This is a genomic window from Neptunomonas marina (assembly GCF_004005935.1).
In the GTDB taxonomy this organism is placed as follows: domain Bacteria; phylum Pseudomonadota; class Gammaproteobacteria; order Pseudomonadales; family Balneatricaceae; genus Neptunomonas; species Neptunomonas marina.
The window spans coordinates 783,580-800,546 of the sequence record NZ_SACQ01000001.1; the positions used below are offsets into that span (position 1 = coordinate 783,580).

Sequence of the window (16,967 nt, forward strand, 5' to 3'; positions counted from 1 at the left end):
GATAAACAGCTATTAATAAGTTGATATTGTATAGATATATTGCGGCGCGACAATGTGCCCATGGCGGAATTATTGCAAGGATGGGGTTATGCAAACTTTTCTAGAGCTGCCAGCGATTGCGTTTATTCGCTATCTTGCACGGCAGTTTTTGCAGAACGGTGGGATCATTAACGCCTCGGCGCTGACCTACACAACACTCTTCGCGGTGGTACCGTTGATGACGGTTTCGTATGCGATGATTGCGGCAATCCCTTCGTTTCAGGGAGTAGGGGAGCAGGTTCAAGGTTGGGTATTTGCCAACTTTGTGCCGACAACGGGCGAAGTGGTGCAGGAGTACCTGCGTGACTTTACCTCCCAAGCCCAGAAGCTCACGGGTGTTGGTATCGGTTTTCTTATCGTGACCTCCGTTATGATGATGCGCAATATCGAAGTGGCGTTTAACCGTATTTGGCGTGTCTCAGAGCAGCGCAAAGGCATGTCCAGCTTTCTATTGTATTGGGCCGTTTTAAGCCTTGGCCCGTTTCTTATTGGTGTTGGTCTCTTTGTGACCTCTTACATCGCCTCGTTACCATTTATAAGCGATGCAACCGACATCGTAGGGAAGACCCGCTTATTGCTGCTACTGCCGATGGTATTGTCCTGTGCGGCATTTACGCTGCTGTATGCAGCCGTGCCCAACTGTAAAGTGCCCATCAAGAATGCGTTTATTGGTGGTCTGGTGGTGGCGGTACTGTTTGAGGCGGCGAAACGTGGTTTTGCACTCTTTGCCACACAAGCCCCATCTTACGAGCTGATTTACGGTGCCTTTGCTGCGGTACCGCTGTTTCTGGTTTGGATCTTTATCTCTTGGTTTATTATTTTGATGGGGTGTGAGCTAACCCGAGCCTTAACTGTATACCGCGCGTTTGGTGAAACCCGCGAGAGCTTGCATCTGCGCACGGTTCTAGGAGTGTTGCATCGTCTGTGGTTGGCGCAAAAAGAGGGTAAGGCTCTGACCGACGAACAACTACTGCAAGAGGTAGCAGGGCTTGATCAGAGTAGCTGGGATGAGTATGTTCAGTTGTTGCAAGATGATGAGTTGATTCATCGTACCGAAGGTGGTGCGATTCTGCTGGCACGTGACCTACACGATTTAACGGTGCACAAGTTGAGTCAAGGGCTCCCGTGGCCAATACCTGAGCCGAGCGAAACTGAAGTTTATGCGTGGGAGCCTGCACTGAATGAACAACTGAAAATTGTGCAAACCGAGCAGGCGCAGCATCTTGCACTGACGCTAAATGAGCTGTTTACCCGCGCGAATGAACGTGAGTTTGCGGCGCATGGGAGCAATTGTAAGGAGTAACACCGTGGCGAATATCTGTATACACAGTTTTGTGAGTGGCCGTGTGCAGCGTGTCTGGTTTCGGCAATCTACACTCGAACAAGCGCAAGCTCATGGCGTCACCGGTTGGGTGCGCAATTTGGCTGATGGCCGTGTAGAAGTCATGCTGTATGGCGATGAGAACGCGGTACGCCAGGTTGAAGCTTGGCTGAGCAAAGGCCCTGCACTTGCCAATGTTGCAGAAGTGGTTTCAGAACAACTGGAATATGAAGATAATCACGATGGCTTCTTGATTACCGGCTAGAGAACCTTTTTGGCTCTGTGCCGCTCTAACGAATAAGAACCTACCTCAACGGATGATGACAATGAAAGGTCGCTTAGATATCAAGACACAGGTGTTGGCCATTGCGATGGCTGCCACATTGCCCCTCAGCGCTCACGCCGAGATCTATCGCTGGGTCGATGAGAATGGCAAGGCTCACTACAGTGATCGTAAGCCTGAGGATGCGAACGTCAAGGTAGAGCGTAAAGTCTACCAAGAGGTAGCGACACCGTTTCGGCGCCCGCCTGAAGAGCTATATCGTGGTGAAGCGGAGACGCTTGAGGATGGTGAAGATCCCACTCCTGATGAGCGTGAAGCGAAAGTCGAGAAAGGCAAAAAAGCTGATAACCAGAGCGATGAAAAATCAGCTGATACGAGTGACGAAGAAGAGTCCGGTGTGCGTAACAATAAGCGCCATGTTGCTGAGGGTGAAAACGCAACAAAACTGGTTGATAAGCAGATTCAACGTATTAACCGTAATGAGCGTATCAGTGGTATCAAAGAGAAAAACCAAAAGGTGTTAAAAGAGTATCGGGACAAACGGAAAAAGTGACGCGATTAAAGCGCAGATCTGCTACTATGGCGCGCTTTTGTCACGGTCCTTACACTTTCGGTTGCGTACAATCGTTAGCGGCCGAATCTTTAAGCCAAATCCAATGGGGAGGGCGCAGGTATGATGAACAACGATTCACTACATCCAAAATTTGTTGAGGCGATGAAAAAGTTACGCTCAATGTCGGAGGAAGAACGTTTATCTGAAGAGAACAAGGACCTTTTCGAGCAAGCCATGAACTATGCGCCTCTCGATATCCAGCCCCAATTAATCGAGATTCGTAAGAAGTACGACAATCTCCATTAATAACGTAAGCACTCCTAAATAAGCCCCGCTTCTATGTGGGGCTTTTTACTTGTTAAAATAGCAGCTCAACAACCACCCAAGTAGGACATCATTTTGGTCAAGATCGGTCAAATCAACACATTAAAAGTTATGCGCGAAGCCGATTTCGGCCTTTACCTAGATGGCGGTGAGTTTGGCGGCATTCTGCTGCCACGCAAAGAGGTGCCAGAAGGTGCGGCTGTGGGTGATGAGCTGTCGGTTTTTATCTTGCTAGATACCGATGACTTTGTAGTGGCCACAACACGAGCGCCCATGGTGCAAGTCGGTGAGTTTGCATCGTTACAGGTGGTTGAAGTCAACAAAATTGGTGCTTTCCTTAACTGGGGTATGCCTAAAGACCTGTTGCTGCCCTATGCGGAGCAGCGTGGCACGTTAGAGGCGGGGAAGCGCGTTGTCGTGGGTGTTTATGTTGATAACAGTGATCGTATCGCCGCTACAACCAAGCTCGACAAACTACTTTCGCCACCACCGCAAGATCTGAAAGTGGGGCAGCCGGTAGAGCTACTGGTATGTCGGCGCGGCGATCTTGGCTACAGCGTGATCGTCGACAACAGCTACTGGGCGCTGCTGCACCAAAAAGACGTATTCCGGACAGTGCGCATTGGTCACAAGGTTCAGGGCTACATCAAACGTGTTGTTGATGGCGGTAAAGTAGACGTTGTGCTGGATAAGCCCGGCTTTGGCAAAGTGGATGAACTGTCACAACGTATTCTGGACGACTTAGCAGCGCAAGGTGGTGTTAGTCCACTAGGCGATAAAAGCCAACCTGAGGCGATCTATCAAGCCTTTGGAGTGAGCAAAAAAGCCTACAAGATGGCGATTGGCCATCTTAAAAAGCTAGGCCGTATTGATATCTCACCAGAAGGCATCAAGCTACTTGATGACTAGATTCTCGCAACATGGTTAGGGAGCGTAGTGGTACGGCAGTGTGTTTGGCACCGTATCAGCAGCTCCTCGCCCGCAGGGCTCAGTGAACGCCCCCGCCGCAGAATCACGTTTAATTCCCTCTCAAGGTGTGCGCTTAAGGGGCGAAATACCAAACCCACGAAAGCTGGTGTGGTTGCAGCCAGTGCGGGTAGCAGAGTCAGTCCTGCGCCGTGGCGCACCAAGGATGCGAGGGTCGTAGGTGTGTTCGCCTCAATCACTGCGCTATCGAGCAACAGTGGAATATCATTTGAGGCAAGTAGCCACTCAAGCTGTAATCGAATGCCATTATCCTGGGATAACATCGCCAAGCGGCGCGCTTGTAACTGAGTCCAATCAACCTCTTTTTGCGCACACAGTGGATCATCCTCGCGCATCACCACGCCATATCGATCACGTAGAATAGGCTGATAGGTTAAGTCCGGGCTGTTTGAGTGGTTGCCGCCAATACCAAAGCTGGCACGATTGCTTAACACCGCCTCTTCAATGCCGCTTGCGCCTGTCTCTATTAGAGTGACGTTGATCTTTGGGTAGTCCTCGCGGTAGCGACAGATAATGGCCGGTAGCAGCTGAGTTAGCATGGAGGATGACCCTGCGACCGCAACATGCCCACGTTGCTGCTGAGAGGACGCTTGCAGGTCTTCGATAGCGGTGTCGAAATCCGATACGAGCTGTAACGCGACCGGCAGAAAGCGTTCTCCTGCCTCTGTAAGGCTAACGCGGCGGGTGGTGCGATCGAAAAGTTGGATGCCCACTTGGCTCTCAAGCTGCTTGATGGTGGCGGTGAGCGTTGATTGCGTGACGTGCATGAACTCTGCGGCGTGCGTAAAGCTGCCGTGTTCAGCCACTTGTATAAAGGCCAGCAAGTGTCGGTAGGCAAGATTATTCATCTATTTCGATTAATTAATCATATTTTATCGTTTGATTGATTAATGAGGATTTTGCATCATACCGCCATTAATAACAATCGAATGCAAGAACCATGATCCCACGTATCTCTACTGTTGAAACTACCCAAGCGGTCTACCTGCGTTTTATCGAAGCGTTAAAGGATGCAGGCTTTGCCGGCGATCTGAATCAGGATTATGCCAACCGTATCGTGCTATCAACCGATAACAGCATCTACCAAGTGCTGCCCCAAGGCGTCCTCTATCCCAAGCATTTGGATGATCTACAGTTGATCGCCAATCTCTCTTCGCAACAAGAGTTTAATGAGGTTGTTTTAACCCCTCGCGGCGGCGGTACGGGCACCAACGGTCAGTCCTTGACCGATGGGTTGGTCGTGGATGTCTCCAAGCATATGAACCAGATCCTTGAGATCAATCCAGAGGAGCGCTGGGTTCGTGTGCAAGCGGGCGTGGTCAAAGATCAGCTTAATGCAGCACTAAAACCCTATGGATTATTTTTTGCGCCAGAGCTATCCACCAGTAACCGCGCGACGGTTGGGGGAATGATTAACACCGACGCGAGTGGCCAAGGTAGCTGCCTGTACGGTAAAACGCGTGACCATGTATTAGCGCTAAAAAGCGTCTTTCTTGATGGCACCGTGTGGGAATCTGGGCCCGTTGATGATGACGAGCTGCTGAAGATCAAAGCGCGCCAAGATCGTGTGGGTCAGGCTCACCGGCTGGTGGATGAGATATTCCGTGAAAAACACGCATTGATCAAAGCTAAGTTTCCACCGCTCAACCGCTGCTTAACAGGCTACGATCTGGCGCACATCCGCGATGAAAGTGGTCTTTTCAATTTGAACTCTGTGCTGTGTGGTGGCGAAGGTTCGTTGGCCTTTATCGCTGAAGCGAAGCTCAATGTTCTACCGATTCCAAAGTATGCAGCGCTTGTGAATGTGAAGTACGACAGCTTCGAGGCATCCATGCGCGATGCAAAAGCGATCATGGCAAAGGGGCCTACCTCGATTGAGACAATCGACTCCAAAGTCCTAAATTTGGCGATGGAAGATATTGTTTGGGACACCGTTGCAGACTACTTCCCGCAGTATGAGGGTGATCCGGCCATCCGTGGTATCAACTTGGTTGAATATACCGATGATGACCCCGATGCTTTGAAAGCGCGTGTTGCGCAGCTAACAGAACACCTTGATGCAGTCTCGGGCGGAGCGGGGCAATGCTTCGGATACAGTGTTGTATATGGTGGCGAAGAGATCAAAAAAGTCTGGGCGATGCGTAAGCGCGCGGTTGGCTTGCTAGGCAATGCACAGGGCCAAGAGCGTCCGATCCCGTTTGTAGAGGATACCGCTGTACCGCCGGAGAACTTGGCGGACTTCATTATGGAGTTCCGTGAAGTGCTCGATAGCCATAATCTCGCCTACGGTATGTTTGGGCACGTGGATGCGGGCGTTTTGCACGTTCGCCCAGCCATCGATATGAAAGACCCAGAACAAGAGCAGATGATCCGTACGGTGACAGACCGTGTTGTGGCGTTGACGCAGAAATATCACGGCCTTTTGTGGGGCGAGCACGGTAAAGGTGTGCGTTCAGAGTATGCGCCTGAGTTCTTTGGTGAGCTTTACGTAGAGCTGCAACGCATCAAGGGCGTCTTCGACCCTTATAACCAATTGAACCCGGGCAAGATCGCAACCCCTCAGATCGATGGTGCGGAGCTACTTAAGATCGACGCGGTGACAACCCGTGGCCAGTTAGACCGAGAGATCCCCGCGGTGGATCGTGACACTTACGATGCGGCGATGTTCTGTAACGGCAATGGTGCGTGCTACAACTACGACCCTAAAGATGCCATGTGTCCATCTTGGAAGGGAACGCGCCAGCGCATTCACTCACCTAAGGGACGCGCCTCACTGGTGCGCGAGTGGCTGCGCTTAATGGCCAAGCAAGGTGTGTCGTTGTCGGATGCTGCACAGCAAACACGCGAGTCCGGTTTTATTGGCTCACTCCCTGCCCGCATCCGTAACAGCTGGCGTAAACAGCAAGGCGAGTATGACTTTTCGAACGAAGTGCATGAGGCGATGCTCGGCTGTTTGGCGTGTAAATCTTGCGTCGGTCAGTGCCCCATCAAGGTAAATGTGCCGGAGTTTCGAGCGCAGTTTTTAGAGGTTTACTACAGCCGCTACATGCGTCCATTCAAGGACTACATGATTGGTAGCTTGGAGTTCGTGATACCAACATTGGCTAAAGTGCCTGGGCCGTATAACTGGTTGATGCGCAACAAAACCGCGCAGCGGTTATTCCGCAATACCGGTGGCATGGTTGATAGCCCTGTGATCTGTCGCCACTCGTTGGCGCAGGGTTTAAAGGCGCGTGCAATCCCTTGGGCGAGTGTTGAGACTCTAAATGCGCTTACGGGTAACCAGCGCGAAAAGAGCGTTGTGTTGGTGCAGGATGCATTCACGAGCTACTTTGAAACGCACGTGGTGCTGGATTTGATCGATCTCTTATCCGAGCTTGGCTTTAATGTGCTGGTAGCGCCGTTCCTACCCAATGGTAAACCGCTGCATGTGCATGGGTTTATGGGTGCCTTTGAAAACGCGGCGCAACATAATACCCAGATGCTTAAAGCGCTTGAGTCTGCTGGGTTACCGCTGATCGGGGTTGATCCGTCCATGACACTAACCTACCGTCAGGAGTACGCCAAGGTGGTGGAGAACCCTCCGAATGTGCAACTGATTCAAGAGTGGTTAGTGACCCAGACCGAAGCGTTCGAGCACCTATCTGGCCGCTTGGCAGCTCACAACTTTAAGTTGCTGGCACACTGTACCGAGAAAACATCGGCGGCGCCGTCGATTAAGCAGTGGCAAACCATCTATGCTGCGCTTGGTCAAACGCTGAGCGTTGAAGCGGTCGGCTGTTGCGGGATGTCGGGCACTTACGGCCACGAGACGCCAAATCTCGCAACTTCGAAAAAGATCTACGAACTGAGCTGGGCTGAAGTGGTTAATGATCCACAAAATCAAGGCAAGCTTGTGGCAACAGGCTACTCCTGCCGCAGCCAAGTGAAACGGATCGATCAAACGTCGTTACCGCACCCGGCGCAAGCGCTGCTGGATGTGATGCGATCAAGCCGCTATCAGGTGACACAATAAACATCATTGAGCGGCATCCGTTGCCGCTCGCTTGTTGTTAAAATCGATCTACGACCAATACATCGCTAAGTGACAGCTGGCCGGCACGGGGGTGTGCCGGCTTGGCCGCTTTACCAAGGGTAATGAGCATCGCAATGATATGATCCTTGGGTAGGTTGATAAGCTGTGCCACCTTGTCATTATCAAATCCAATCATGGGGCAGGTCGCGTAGCCCAGCCCACTGGCTGCCAGCATAAACGTTTGCGCCGCAATCCCGCATGAGCGAAGCGCTTCATCGTGTTGGCGCTGGGGTTGATCAACATAAAAGTTATGTAGCATCTCGAGTAGAACACGGCGTGTATCTGCATCGGTGTTGCGATAGTAACGCTGCGGCTGGTTGCGCCATGCTTGAGTATCTGCACATAGAACGATGAGTTCTCCGGCCTCGGTGATCTGAGTTTGCCCCCACGCCGCGTCCTGTATCTGTTCGCGCAGAGTGGTATCCTGTACACGAACAAATCGCCAGTGCTGAATATTGTACGAGGTGGGCGAGCGCAATGTTGCTTGCATGATCTTCTCGAACGCTTCGGGTGCTACCGGTGCGCTGGGATCATAGTGTTTTACGGCACGTCGGGTCTCTATTGCGGTAAACAGGTCCATCGTTTTCTCCTTTTGGTTAACGCTGAAATTAGGGCGTGTGTTGTCTTAGGAGGTACTTTAGGCTGTTTTTGTTTGGTTGATAATCTGGCTATTTAGAAACCTATTGTTGAGATAAATTCACTAGTATTGGTCCCAATAGGGGATGTCGCTGCCGAAATAGGTGATCGCAAAATCGAGAAAAGCGCGTACCTTTGCGGGCATATACTGGCGCTCAATCATGACGGCGCTGATGGCGGCCACTGGCATTTCGTAGTCAGGAAATAACTGCACAAGGCGACCGGTACGAATATCCTCACCGGCAACGAATGTAGGTAGACGTGCGATGCCAAGATCCTGCAGCACTGCATCGCGTAGTGCCTCGCTGTTATTGACCTGATAATTTCCGCTGACAACAATCGAATGTGTTTTACCCGCTTTAGAGAAGGTCCACTCCTTTACATCGTTCGAGTAACTAAAAGGCAGGCAGTTGTGTTCGAGCAGGTCTTCAAGGCGCTCTGGGGCTCCATAACGCTTCAGATAACTGGGCGAGGCACATAAAACGCTGCGCAGCGGTGCCAAACGTCGGGCGATGTAGGAGGAGTCGGGCAGGTTGCCACCACGTACGGCGATATCGAATCCGCCACCCACCAGGTCGATCGGCTTATCGTCCATCACTAAGTCGATACTAATTTTGGGATGCTCTTTCAAAAAGCGCGGAATCATAGGCGCCATGTGGAGGCGTCCAAACGACATTGGGGAGCCGATTTTTAGCCGCCCCTGTGGCTCGCCTTGTAACTGAGCCACGGCATCTTCGGCATCTTGGGCAGCCACCGCAGCGCGTTTAGCGTGCTCGAAAAAGTGCTCACCCGCTTCGGTAAGGCTCAGCTTTCGGGTGGTGCGATGCAAGAGCTTCACACCTAACTGCTCCTCAAGTTGCGTGATACGTTTGCTCACTGCCGACTTCGTGATGTTGAGATGCTTTGCTGCCGGTGAAAAGCCGCCATACTCCACCACTGAGACAAATACCGGTATTGCGCCTATTGTATCCATAGTGTCCACTGTTAACTTTTGTTTAACAGTATGGTGATGGTAAAAGGGATTATCGTCAATCAGGAAACTAGGTACGCTGCTCTTATCTATTTTCAAGACTAAAGAGGTGTGTGGTGCTGGGTGTCCGATCTGGGTTTGTCCACGGCTTGATGCTGCTAATGGTGATACTTGTTGCCAGTTCTTTTCCCGTGGGTGCAGTCATTGCCGACAAGCTGCCGCCAGCCGTGACGATGTTTATCCGTTTTCTTATGGCTGCATTGCTGTTTGCGCCGTTGGTGTTTAAACGCCATGGTTTTGCACTACCAAAACCTGCGCAGTTGCTAGGTTATATCGTGCTCAGCTTACCTCTGGTGGCATTTTTTTGGTGTATGTTCGAAGCCTTGCGTTACACCAGTGCGTTGAACACCGGAGCGATCTACACCTTGGTGCCCGCCATTACGGCGATCTACGCATTTGTGATTAATCGTGAAACGCTCAGCCCGATACGTGCAAGTGGGCTACTCCTAGGGACGTTAGGCGCGCTGTGGATCGTGTTTCGCGGTGAAGCCGAGCGTCTATTGGCTTTGCAGCTGAACCATGGCGATCTGGTGTTTTTTATTGGTTGTCTATTTATGGCGGCTTATGGCCCGCTTGTTAAGCGCCTTTATGCGGGCGAGCCGATGGAAGTGATGACATTTTGGGTCATTAGCGCCGGTAGCGTGTGGCTATTCCTGCTATCTCTACCTCAGTTACCCGCGATCAATTGGCCGCAAGTGGATCCATCTGTTTTTGTGGGTGCGTTGTACCTTGCGGTGTTCACAACGCTAATCACCTTCTTTTTGCTACAATTTGGCACAGTAAAGCTGGGTGCAACACGGGTGGCGGCCTATAGTTTTTTAACCCCTGTGTTTGTTTTGCTGTTGGAGTATCTGCTTGGGAAAGAGAGCTTAACGCCGCTACTTATGGTTGGGGCCGGATGTGTGGTGGCAGCGATGCTACTCGTGCAACGCGATAGCCAAACTGCCAGCTGATGATCAGTCGCTGCCACTAGCTAATTGATTTTTAAATCCTTTCATATTTTTGTCATCTAGTCGCTCCACACTTGTCACATTTCTTTCATCTGCTGGCGTTTCCCTGACGCTGGTTGTCTTGAGGTAACAGGCGAGTGTGGTTTAAAGATCGCAGAATTCGGACATCTTTAATGGCTATCACCAGCGATAGTCTGCTCTTTGCACTGAAATTGGGCATCGCGCTGGTAACGGGCAGCACGGCCCTGTACGCCGATGCGCTGCACTCGGCAACAGATCTGCTGATCTCGCTTGTCCTGCTGGTGGGTATTGGTATCCGTTACCGTCAAGAGAAGCGGGCGAGCGCACTGGGTGTGGCGCGGGCTTATCGGTTGGAAGCAATCTTAGCGATTTTAGTGTCGTTGACGATCCTTTGGGTGCCCTACGAAATCGTCACCAGTGTTGACCAAAGCAATTCCGGTGATATCCAGTTTATTTGGCTAGGCATCGTTGGTGTGATGGTCGCCATTGTGTTGGCGCATGTGATGGCAACGCTTAAAACACGCGTTGGCCAAGATACGGACTCCCCAGCACTTGAGGCGGACGGTTACCACAGCTATATCGATATGTTTACCTCGTTTGCAGTACTCGGCTCCTTTGTAGGGTTGCTGGTGGGGATCAATATCGATCAAATTGTTGCACTTGTTATTGCGTTGATGGTGGCCTTTGCGGGTATTGAGCTCTTTATTAGCGGGGTGCGCAGCTTCATCAACGGTTCGGAAGTGGCTCCTGATGGCTTAATTGAGCGCTTACTCGAGCATCCATTTTGGCAGCGTGCTGCCCAGCGCATAAAACTGCACCGGTCCGGAGTTTTGGTTAGCTTTTTGGTGGGTGTGTTGGTGTTTTATGCAGGTTCCGGCCTTCATGTTGTGCGCAGTGACGAGAACGCGGTCTACCGCATTTTTGGTCAGCCCCAGCCCGAAGTGTTAACGCCAGGCTTGCATCTGTTAGCGCCGTGGCCGATAGGTGCTATTGAGCGCTACCGTCCGCAACAGGTGTATCGCTTAGAAGTGGGTACACCGCTGGCGCTTTGGGATCACTCCAATGTGTTTAGCCGCTCGCAGTGGCAAACCCTTGGGAATGTGAATCTCGACCGGGATCATCACTATCTGTTTGCTGATGAGAACCTCGTCAACTTAACGCTGACGGTTCAATATCAACTACCCAAACTGGGGTTTGAATCCCGCCAAATTGCGCAGCCGCATCAACTGGTGGCTGCGGCGGTGGAGCAAACCGTTAGTCAGCTACTTAGCCAAGCCCCGTTCACTCTCACTTTGGCCGACAGCTTTGAGACAACTGCCATTACGCAGGTGGAACAGCGCCTTGAGGCCTATGGACTTTCGACACACATTGGATCAATCACGGTGCAAAAACTGCAGCCGCCTAGCGCGGTGGTCAGTGCTTACCATGATCTTGAACGTGCCGCCGAGCAGCAGCAAGCACTGCAGCATCAAGTGCAAGGGGAGCGCGTTGAGGAGCTCGCGGCAAACCGTGCGCGGTTGAGCCAAGAAGCAGCTGAAACTTCTGCAAAGATCGCGGAACTGGAGGCGAGCGCCGCAGGTGATGCTGCTTACTTTGCCACTCTCGCTGGCGAGTACGCGCAACAACCCGAGCTGGTGGCGTTTAACAAACGCTTAGAGTTAAGCGAAACAGTACTACCTCAGATTGAAAAAGTGATTACCGAAGATGCGCTCAGGTCGCGCGACACACGTTTGTTTGGAGACTATCAACCATGAAAAAAAGATGGTTAGCTGCCCTAGGAGGCACTGTTCTGGGTGGCTTTTTGCTCTCAACATCGTTGGTTCCCGTGTATGAGTCAGAACTTATTGTGGTAAGCCAGTTTGGGCGTGTGGTTAAGGTGGAGAACGAAGCCGGTTTACTATTTAAGCTGCCCGATCCCATTCAAACAATTAGCCGCCTTGACCAAAAGCAGCGTATTGAGACCTTAGCAACGGCCGAGTATGTGACGCGTGATCGGCGCAACGTTGTGCTAGATAGTTATTTAATCTGGCGGGTAAAGGATGCGCAGCGGTTTTTATCGAGCGTACGAAATTACGAGACTGCCGCTGTGCGTTTAAATGATCTCGTCACGGCGGAGATTAGCAATCAGATTGGCCAACATCCATTGAGCGCGATTCTCAATACGGATCCAAACCAGCATCAGTTAGAGCGAGTGCTGAGTAACATCGTGGAGCAGGTCAGAGAGCGCGCTGCCGCATCGCTAGGGATCGACGTGACCGACGTGGGCATCAACCGAATCAGCTTTCCGCAGCCTGTGGTCGTTGATATCTACAAGCGGATGGCGGCTGAGCGTGGACGTATTGCTCAGCAGCTGCGCGCTGAGGGGCAAGAGCAAGCAGCTAAAGTACGTGCTGAAACGGAGTTCGAAGTGCGACAAAAGCTGGCACAGGCGCGCCGAGAGAGCCGTATTTTAGTTGGTGAAGCGGAAGCGAAAGCGAGCCAAGCCTACGCAGAGGTTTACCGTGAGCACCCCGAATTTTATCGTTTTCTACGCTCGATGCAGGCCTATGAACAGATCTTTACAGATAAAACACGCCTGATTTTATCAACGGATCAGCCATTGTTTGATTACCTGTGGGCTCCGCCAGCGGTAGAGGTGGGTGACGATGCCAGCTAGTTCAGATTGGCAGCATGTTTGGCTGCGCTCACGCCCTATTCTGTTGGGGTTATTGCTACTACTACCGCTGCTATATGGCCTCAGTGGCCTTTATAGCGTCTCGAATGAACAGCGAGGGGTGCGCTATCGTTTTGGTGCGCTGGTGGATGAATCTGTACCGCCGGGAATGCACTATCATTTGCCGTTTCCGATCGAGCGCGTTGAGCTGCGCCCTGCAGCGACAGTACAGTCGCTCGAGGTGAGCTTCACTGAACTGGGTGTGGAGATGCAACCCAAAGAGCTTGCCACTGGCGACAATAACCTACTTGCCGTGGTGCTGGTGGTGCAATACAGCACTCAGGATTTGGGACAGTTCTTGCATCACATACAGCGCCCGGTTGAGGTGTTAGAAAATCTCATTCAGGCAAATGCAACGCGATTGATGGCGCGTGCCAATACTGACAACTTGCTTACCACCGGTCGGCACCAGTTTCAGCAAGCGTTATTGCGCAACACTCAGCAGCATCTGGATAGACTCGAATCTGGGATACGCCTTTCAGCGGTGCAACTGAAAGCCCTAACTCCGCCTGCTAGCGTCAAAAGCGCGTTTGATCGTGTGGATCGGGCGCGCACTGAAAAGCGTAAGTTGATCTCGGATGCGCGTAGTGCCCAAAACTCTGCCCGCGCTAAAGCCAGAGCCGATGCTCGAAAAGTCCGTTTGACAGCGCAAGCGAGCGCCGAAGAGATTGTCTCCGCCGCTCAAGGCGAGGCAGCACGCTATGCCGCGTTATTAAAGGAGTATCAGCAAGCGCCCCAGGCGATGGGGCATAAACTCTACACTGATGCGTTGGGTAGGATACTGCCAAACATTCAGTGGAGTGCAGCCAGCACACCTAACAAGCAGCATTAGAATGGGCCTAGCGCGAGCACCTCGTTAATCATCTGCTCGCGTTGCTGTTGCGAGAGTTTTTGATTGCGCCAAATAACCATGAGGTGCGGATCTTTCGTGTCGACAAACCCAACCCGATAATCCACTTGTCTTGCTTTATGATCACCAACATGGCCCCAAATAGCATCAACATGGGGGCCTAGCATCTCAAAACTGCGCACCGACAAGTACTCAGCAATGCCGCCACTGCGCTTAATGATTAGCCGCAGCTCTTTTGGCAGCCGGCGATAAATGCGCTCATCAATGACCAATCCGCCTGCTAAGAAACTCCGACCATAAGGCGTATGGTGAAAGTAGCCTAGCGGTATGGGTTGTCCTTCGGCTGGTGTGTAAAAGGCGATAAAGTGGCGCTCCTCTAACGGGCATTCATCACCAAAGTGGCGCTTGAATAGCTCGCCTATAAAGGGGCGCGCGTTACTCACCTCGATCACACTGACGTACTGAGATAGCTCGGTATAGTCGTTCGGGTACGTTAGTGGTGCCGGATCGAAGCGTTGTTGGTGGTAGAGACGACGGGCACGACTAATGAGTTTGGTAATCATTGCGTTAAAATTTCCTCTAGCTCTGCGGTTGAGCGCCAATGGTGCCCGCATACATACCGTGGAATAGCCCATATCGAGTGGTTCTCAGTGAAGTGCTCGCCAGCGGTGCTGAAGGCTGCATGCATCTCGTGAAGATCGGGGCGCATTGCAAAAAAATTATCGCGCAAGTATTCATTAACGTGGCCATAGGGGTAGCAAAAAAGCGGCTTCACGCGGTCTTTTGTCGCCGCTTTTAAGTGGTTATGTGCCGTTGTGATTTGTGCTATTGCATCGGCTTCGTTATCGATGGCGAAGAAATTTCCTTTCGTCTGCTCCTTTTGAGCAACAGGGCTAACATGCTCATGGTTGTGGTCCCAACTATGGTTTGCTAGATCCAAAAGAGTATCTTTTGTGTTGTTCCACCAATCACTGCTGTAAAGGTTGGGAGGCTCCGGCGCTCCATGCTGTGCTATTTGAGTGCGAGCAGCTTCGCTGGCGATCAAAAAGCTGGTGGCAGGAACATGATGACGAGCAATAATACTATGAAAGCTCTCTACCATTTCGTTAAAGCGCAGGTCGCAATAGCTATATGCTTCGATATCTGGTGCATCGTCAAACGAGATCGCGATAACTGGGTGGTTGAGTGCAGTCCAATCTTCGCGTCGATAGGCATCAACAATCCAACTGAGGCTCTTGATTGTAAAGCCGAGTGACTTAATCAGTGTGATATCTCTATCTAGAGCTGTGTGGTCGTTCTGCTCGTAGTCTGTGCCATGTACGTTCATAGCGTGGTAACACAGGATAGGGACACGGAACTGTTTTGGCGGAGTTTTTTTTCGAAAGAGTTTAGTAAACATGGAAATTCAGTCACTTAGCAATGACTGGTCATGTTATCGTATTTTAATAGGTTGCGGAATGAGCGTCGGCAGAGCCACAAAGGGCTCCGCCATAAAGAAGCTAAAAAGGAGGTTTAGTGGAACTGTAAGGGTGTTTCGATACCTGTTTTCTGGTCCAACTCTACCTGACGATGAATAACGCCTTCGCCCACTAGCATCGATTCGCGGCCTTTCACATAAGACTGCTCTTCGACAAGGGCCTTGTAGGCTTTGTTTAGCTCTAATGCGCGAGCGGGCGAGGGCAGTAGCAACTCAGAGATATCCTCGTGAAGCGCCGCAAAAGCCTCTGGTTTTGGCTCGCCATAGAAGTCGAAGAACTTGTCTTTTACCTCCATATTGGAGCGATACTCATCACCGGTTGGGTTATGTTTCAGGTAGAAGCTGTACTCGTACTCGCCATCGCTTTCACGGCGTGGTTCAGGAATACCGGCAAACGACTTTTGTGTCCAGTGATACCAGCCTTGCTGGAATTGGTCGCTATCGAGCTTACGCTTAAAGGCAAACGTGGTATCGGTAATGACCCCAATGCCGGAGTGACAGCCGGTGCAGAATACATGCTCTTCATAACTTTGCGGACGCAGCGCACCGGTTTGGTCTTCAATAAACCCCTGATATACCCAACCTTGGGGGACGCGAACACCGGCCTCTGCTGAGCCAATCACCTGTTTGATACGATCGGGAAAGTCGTGGCGCTCCTTCAGCTCTTTGGCTGCGATACGATCGTGTTGGAAGTAGTTCACCCAAAATGTTTTGCGCGCATAGCGCAGCTCTTTCATCCGCGGTGCCATTTGTACGCGTTGTTGGCTATCGATATCCAGATAGCGCACCGAATGGATAAACTCCGTTCCTACCGGATATAGGCCAGCGGCAAGATGCTGTTTACCGCTGGTAAGCAGTGCTTTCGCTTTGCCGACATAGCTCATCATACGGCCCTCGCGCGGTGCCCAGTCGTAGCGGATGATCTGCGCTGTGCCCAGCGTGCCATCTTTGTCGAGATCTACCTCAAGACGCTTCTCATCAGTGGCAGTGATCGGGATATCTTTCTCTTTGATCAGCGCCTCAACAATCGCTAGGTTAGTTTTGTAGATCTCTAGGTCAAACTTGCCGTTGGTATCTTGTTGGAAGGCAGCAGGTAGGCGAATGATCACGTCATCTGTTGAACCATTGGTGGGCATAAAGCCACCTGGGAAAGGGTAGTAAGCAAATGCGCGCCAGCCGGTGTAACCATGCGTCGGTGTGCGGTCGAAGCCTTCGTTGTCGAACTGGTAGTAGATGTCGGGAATGTAGCCATCCCACTGACCATTATTGTTGCTATCGTATTCGGCTAGGTGTGTCAGTATGCGTTTGGCAATCAGGTTTTGGCCCGCTTGATTAAAGTAATTGTTCTCTCTGACGTAGTCTAAAATCACCTGATTCGAGATCTCGCTGGCCCGCGTCGAGAAGCCTTTAAAGTAGTTTTTCCAATTATTAACGAGCGCAGCTTCGGTAAATGAAAACAACGTCTGGATCTCGCCGTCATCAATATAGTTGGGGCGTCGGCTATCGGTGTGGCAGGTGTAGCAGGGGTTTGCTACTTGGCCTGTGATCTCATCCACCGGGTTGGTGTAACACTGGGCAGGGATATAGGCGACCGGATTTTCCTGATCGAGTGCCAGCGTTAAGGGTGTGTAGGCAACAACGCCACTTAGTATCAGAGAGGATAGGTATTTCATGCTTAGACTCTTAGTACACAACAGATCGAGCATAA

General features: G+C 51.4%; 16 protein-coding genes. 10 read left to right on the forward strand and 6 right to left on the reverse strand.

The window, feature by feature from the left end:
- The first annotated feature begins 88 nt into the window (after positions 1-88).
- The 5 genes from EOE65_RS03740 to EOE65_RS03760 all read left to right on the forward strand — a co-directional run bounded on the left by EOE65_RS03740 (position 89) and on the right by EOE65_RS03760 (position 3,429).
- Complete coding sequence (locus EOE65_RS03740) at positions 89-1,342, forward strand: YihY family inner membrane protein (RefSeq protein ID WP_127692949.1); 1,254 nt, start codon at positions 89-91, stop codon at positions 1,340-1,342.
- Between the two features lie 4 nt (positions 1,343-1,346).
- Complete coding sequence (locus EOE65_RS03745) at positions 1,347-1,625, forward strand: acylphosphatase (protein WP_127692950.1); 279 nt, start codon at positions 1,347-1,349, stop codon at positions 1,623-1,625.
- A 61-nt stretch (positions 1,626-1,686) separates the two neighbouring features.
- Positions 1,687-2,196, forward strand: coding sequence for a DUF4124 domain-containing protein (locus EOE65_RS03750; RefSeq protein ID WP_164847004.1), 510 nt, complete (start codon positions 1,687-1,689; stop codon positions 2,194-2,196).
- A 120-nt stretch (positions 2,197-2,316) separates the two neighbouring features.
- On the forward strand, positions 2,317-2,502 hold the full coding sequence (locus tag EOE65_RS03755; RefSeq protein WP_420846518.1) for a hypothetical protein: 186 nt from the start codon (positions 2,317-2,319) through the stop codon (positions 2,500-2,502).
- 93 nt (positions 2,503-2,595) lie between these two features.
- Positions 2,596-3,429 carry a CvfB family protein gene (locus EOE65_RS03760; protein WP_127692952.1) on the forward strand — a complete coding sequence of 278 codons (834 nt, stop codon included), beginning with the start codon at positions 2,596-2,598 and terminating at the stop codon, positions 3,427-3,429.
- Here EOE65_RS03760 and EOE65_RS03765 read toward each other — a convergent pair.
- Positions 3,426-4,355, reverse strand: coding sequence for a LysR family transcriptional regulator (locus EOE65_RS03765; RefSeq protein WP_127692953.1), 930 nt, complete (start codon positions 4,353-4,355; stop codon positions 3,426-3,428). The two genes, EOE65_RS03760 and EOE65_RS03765, sit on opposite strands and share 4 nt — an antisense overlap.
- A gap of 92 nt (positions 4,356-4,447) precedes the next feature.
- Between EOE65_RS03765 and ydiJ the strand changes: the two genes are divergently transcribed.
- On the forward strand, positions 4,448-7,522 hold the full coding sequence (gene ydiJ, locus EOE65_RS03770) for a D-2-hydroxyglutarate dehydrogenase YdiJ (protein WP_127692954.1): 3,075 nt from the start codon (positions 4,448-4,450) through the stop codon (positions 7,520-7,522).
- 37 nt (positions 7,523-7,559) lie between these two features.
- Here ydiJ and EOE65_RS03775 read toward each other — a convergent pair whose 3' ends face one another.
- Together EOE65_RS03775 and EOE65_RS03780 are read right to left on the reverse strand one after the other, a co-directional pair.
- Positions 7,560-8,162: a nitroreductase family protein gene (locus tag EOE65_RS03775; protein WP_127692955.1), complete on the reverse strand. Its 603-nt coding sequence runs from the start codon at positions 8,160-8,162 to the stop codon at positions 7,560-7,562.
- 120 nt (positions 8,163-8,282) lie between these two features.
- Positions 8,283-9,191, reverse strand: a complete 909-nt coding sequence (locus tag EOE65_RS03780) for a LysR family transcriptional regulator (protein WP_127692956.1) — start codon at positions 9,189-9,191, stop codon at positions 8,283-8,285.
- 113 nt (positions 9,192-9,304) lie between these two features.
- On the opposite strand from EOE65_RS03780, the gene EOE65_RS03785 reads away from it, so the two are divergent.
- From EOE65_RS03785 to hflK, 4 genes are all read left to right on the forward strand, one after another.
- Positions 9,305-10,201, forward strand: a complete 897-nt coding sequence (locus EOE65_RS03785) for a DMT family transporter (RefSeq protein ID WP_240656901.1) — start codon at positions 9,305-9,307, stop codon at positions 10,199-10,201.
- Between the two features lie 170 nt (positions 10,202-10,371).
- On the forward strand, positions 10,372-11,973 hold the full coding sequence (locus EOE65_RS03790) for a cation diffusion facilitator family transporter (protein ID WP_127692957.1): 1,602 nt from the start codon (positions 10,372-10,374) through the stop codon (positions 11,971-11,973).
- On the forward strand, positions 11,970-12,875 hold the full coding sequence (hflC, locus tag EOE65_RS03795; RefSeq protein ID WP_127692958.1) for a protease modulator HflC: 906 nt from the start codon (positions 11,970-11,972) through the stop codon (positions 12,873-12,875). The genes EOE65_RS03790 and hflC overlap by 4 nt, the downstream gene beginning before the upstream one ends.
- Positions 12,865-13,764 (forward strand): FtsH protease activity modulator HflK, encoded by a 900-nt coding sequence (hflK, locus tag EOE65_RS03800; RefSeq protein ID WP_127692959.1) that lies wholly within the window; start codon positions 12,865-12,867, stop codon positions 13,762-13,764. Before hflC ends, hflK begins: the two co-directional genes overlap by 11 nt.
- Here hflK and EOE65_RS03805 read toward each other — a convergent pair.
- The 3 genes from EOE65_RS03805 to EOE65_RS03815 form a co-directional block, all read right to left on the reverse strand.
- Positions 13,761-14,345, reverse strand: a complete 585-nt coding sequence (locus tag EOE65_RS03805) for a hypothetical protein (protein ID WP_127692960.1) — start codon at positions 14,343-14,345, stop codon at positions 13,761-13,763. The genes hflK and EOE65_RS03805 overlap by 4 nt on opposite strands.
- Complete coding sequence (locus EOE65_RS03810; protein WP_164847005.1) at positions 14,342-15,109, reverse strand: polysaccharide deacetylase family protein; 768 nt, start codon at positions 15,107-15,109, stop codon at positions 14,342-14,344. The genes EOE65_RS03805 and EOE65_RS03810 overlap by 4 nt, the downstream gene beginning before the upstream one ends.
- 185 nt (positions 15,110-15,294) lie before the next feature.
- A complete protein-coding gene (locus tag EOE65_RS03815) occupies positions 15,295-16,932 on the reverse strand; it encodes a hypothetical protein (RefSeq protein ID WP_127692962.1) in 1,638 nt (545 codons plus the stop codon).
- Positions 16,933-16,967: the final 35 nt, after the last annotated feature.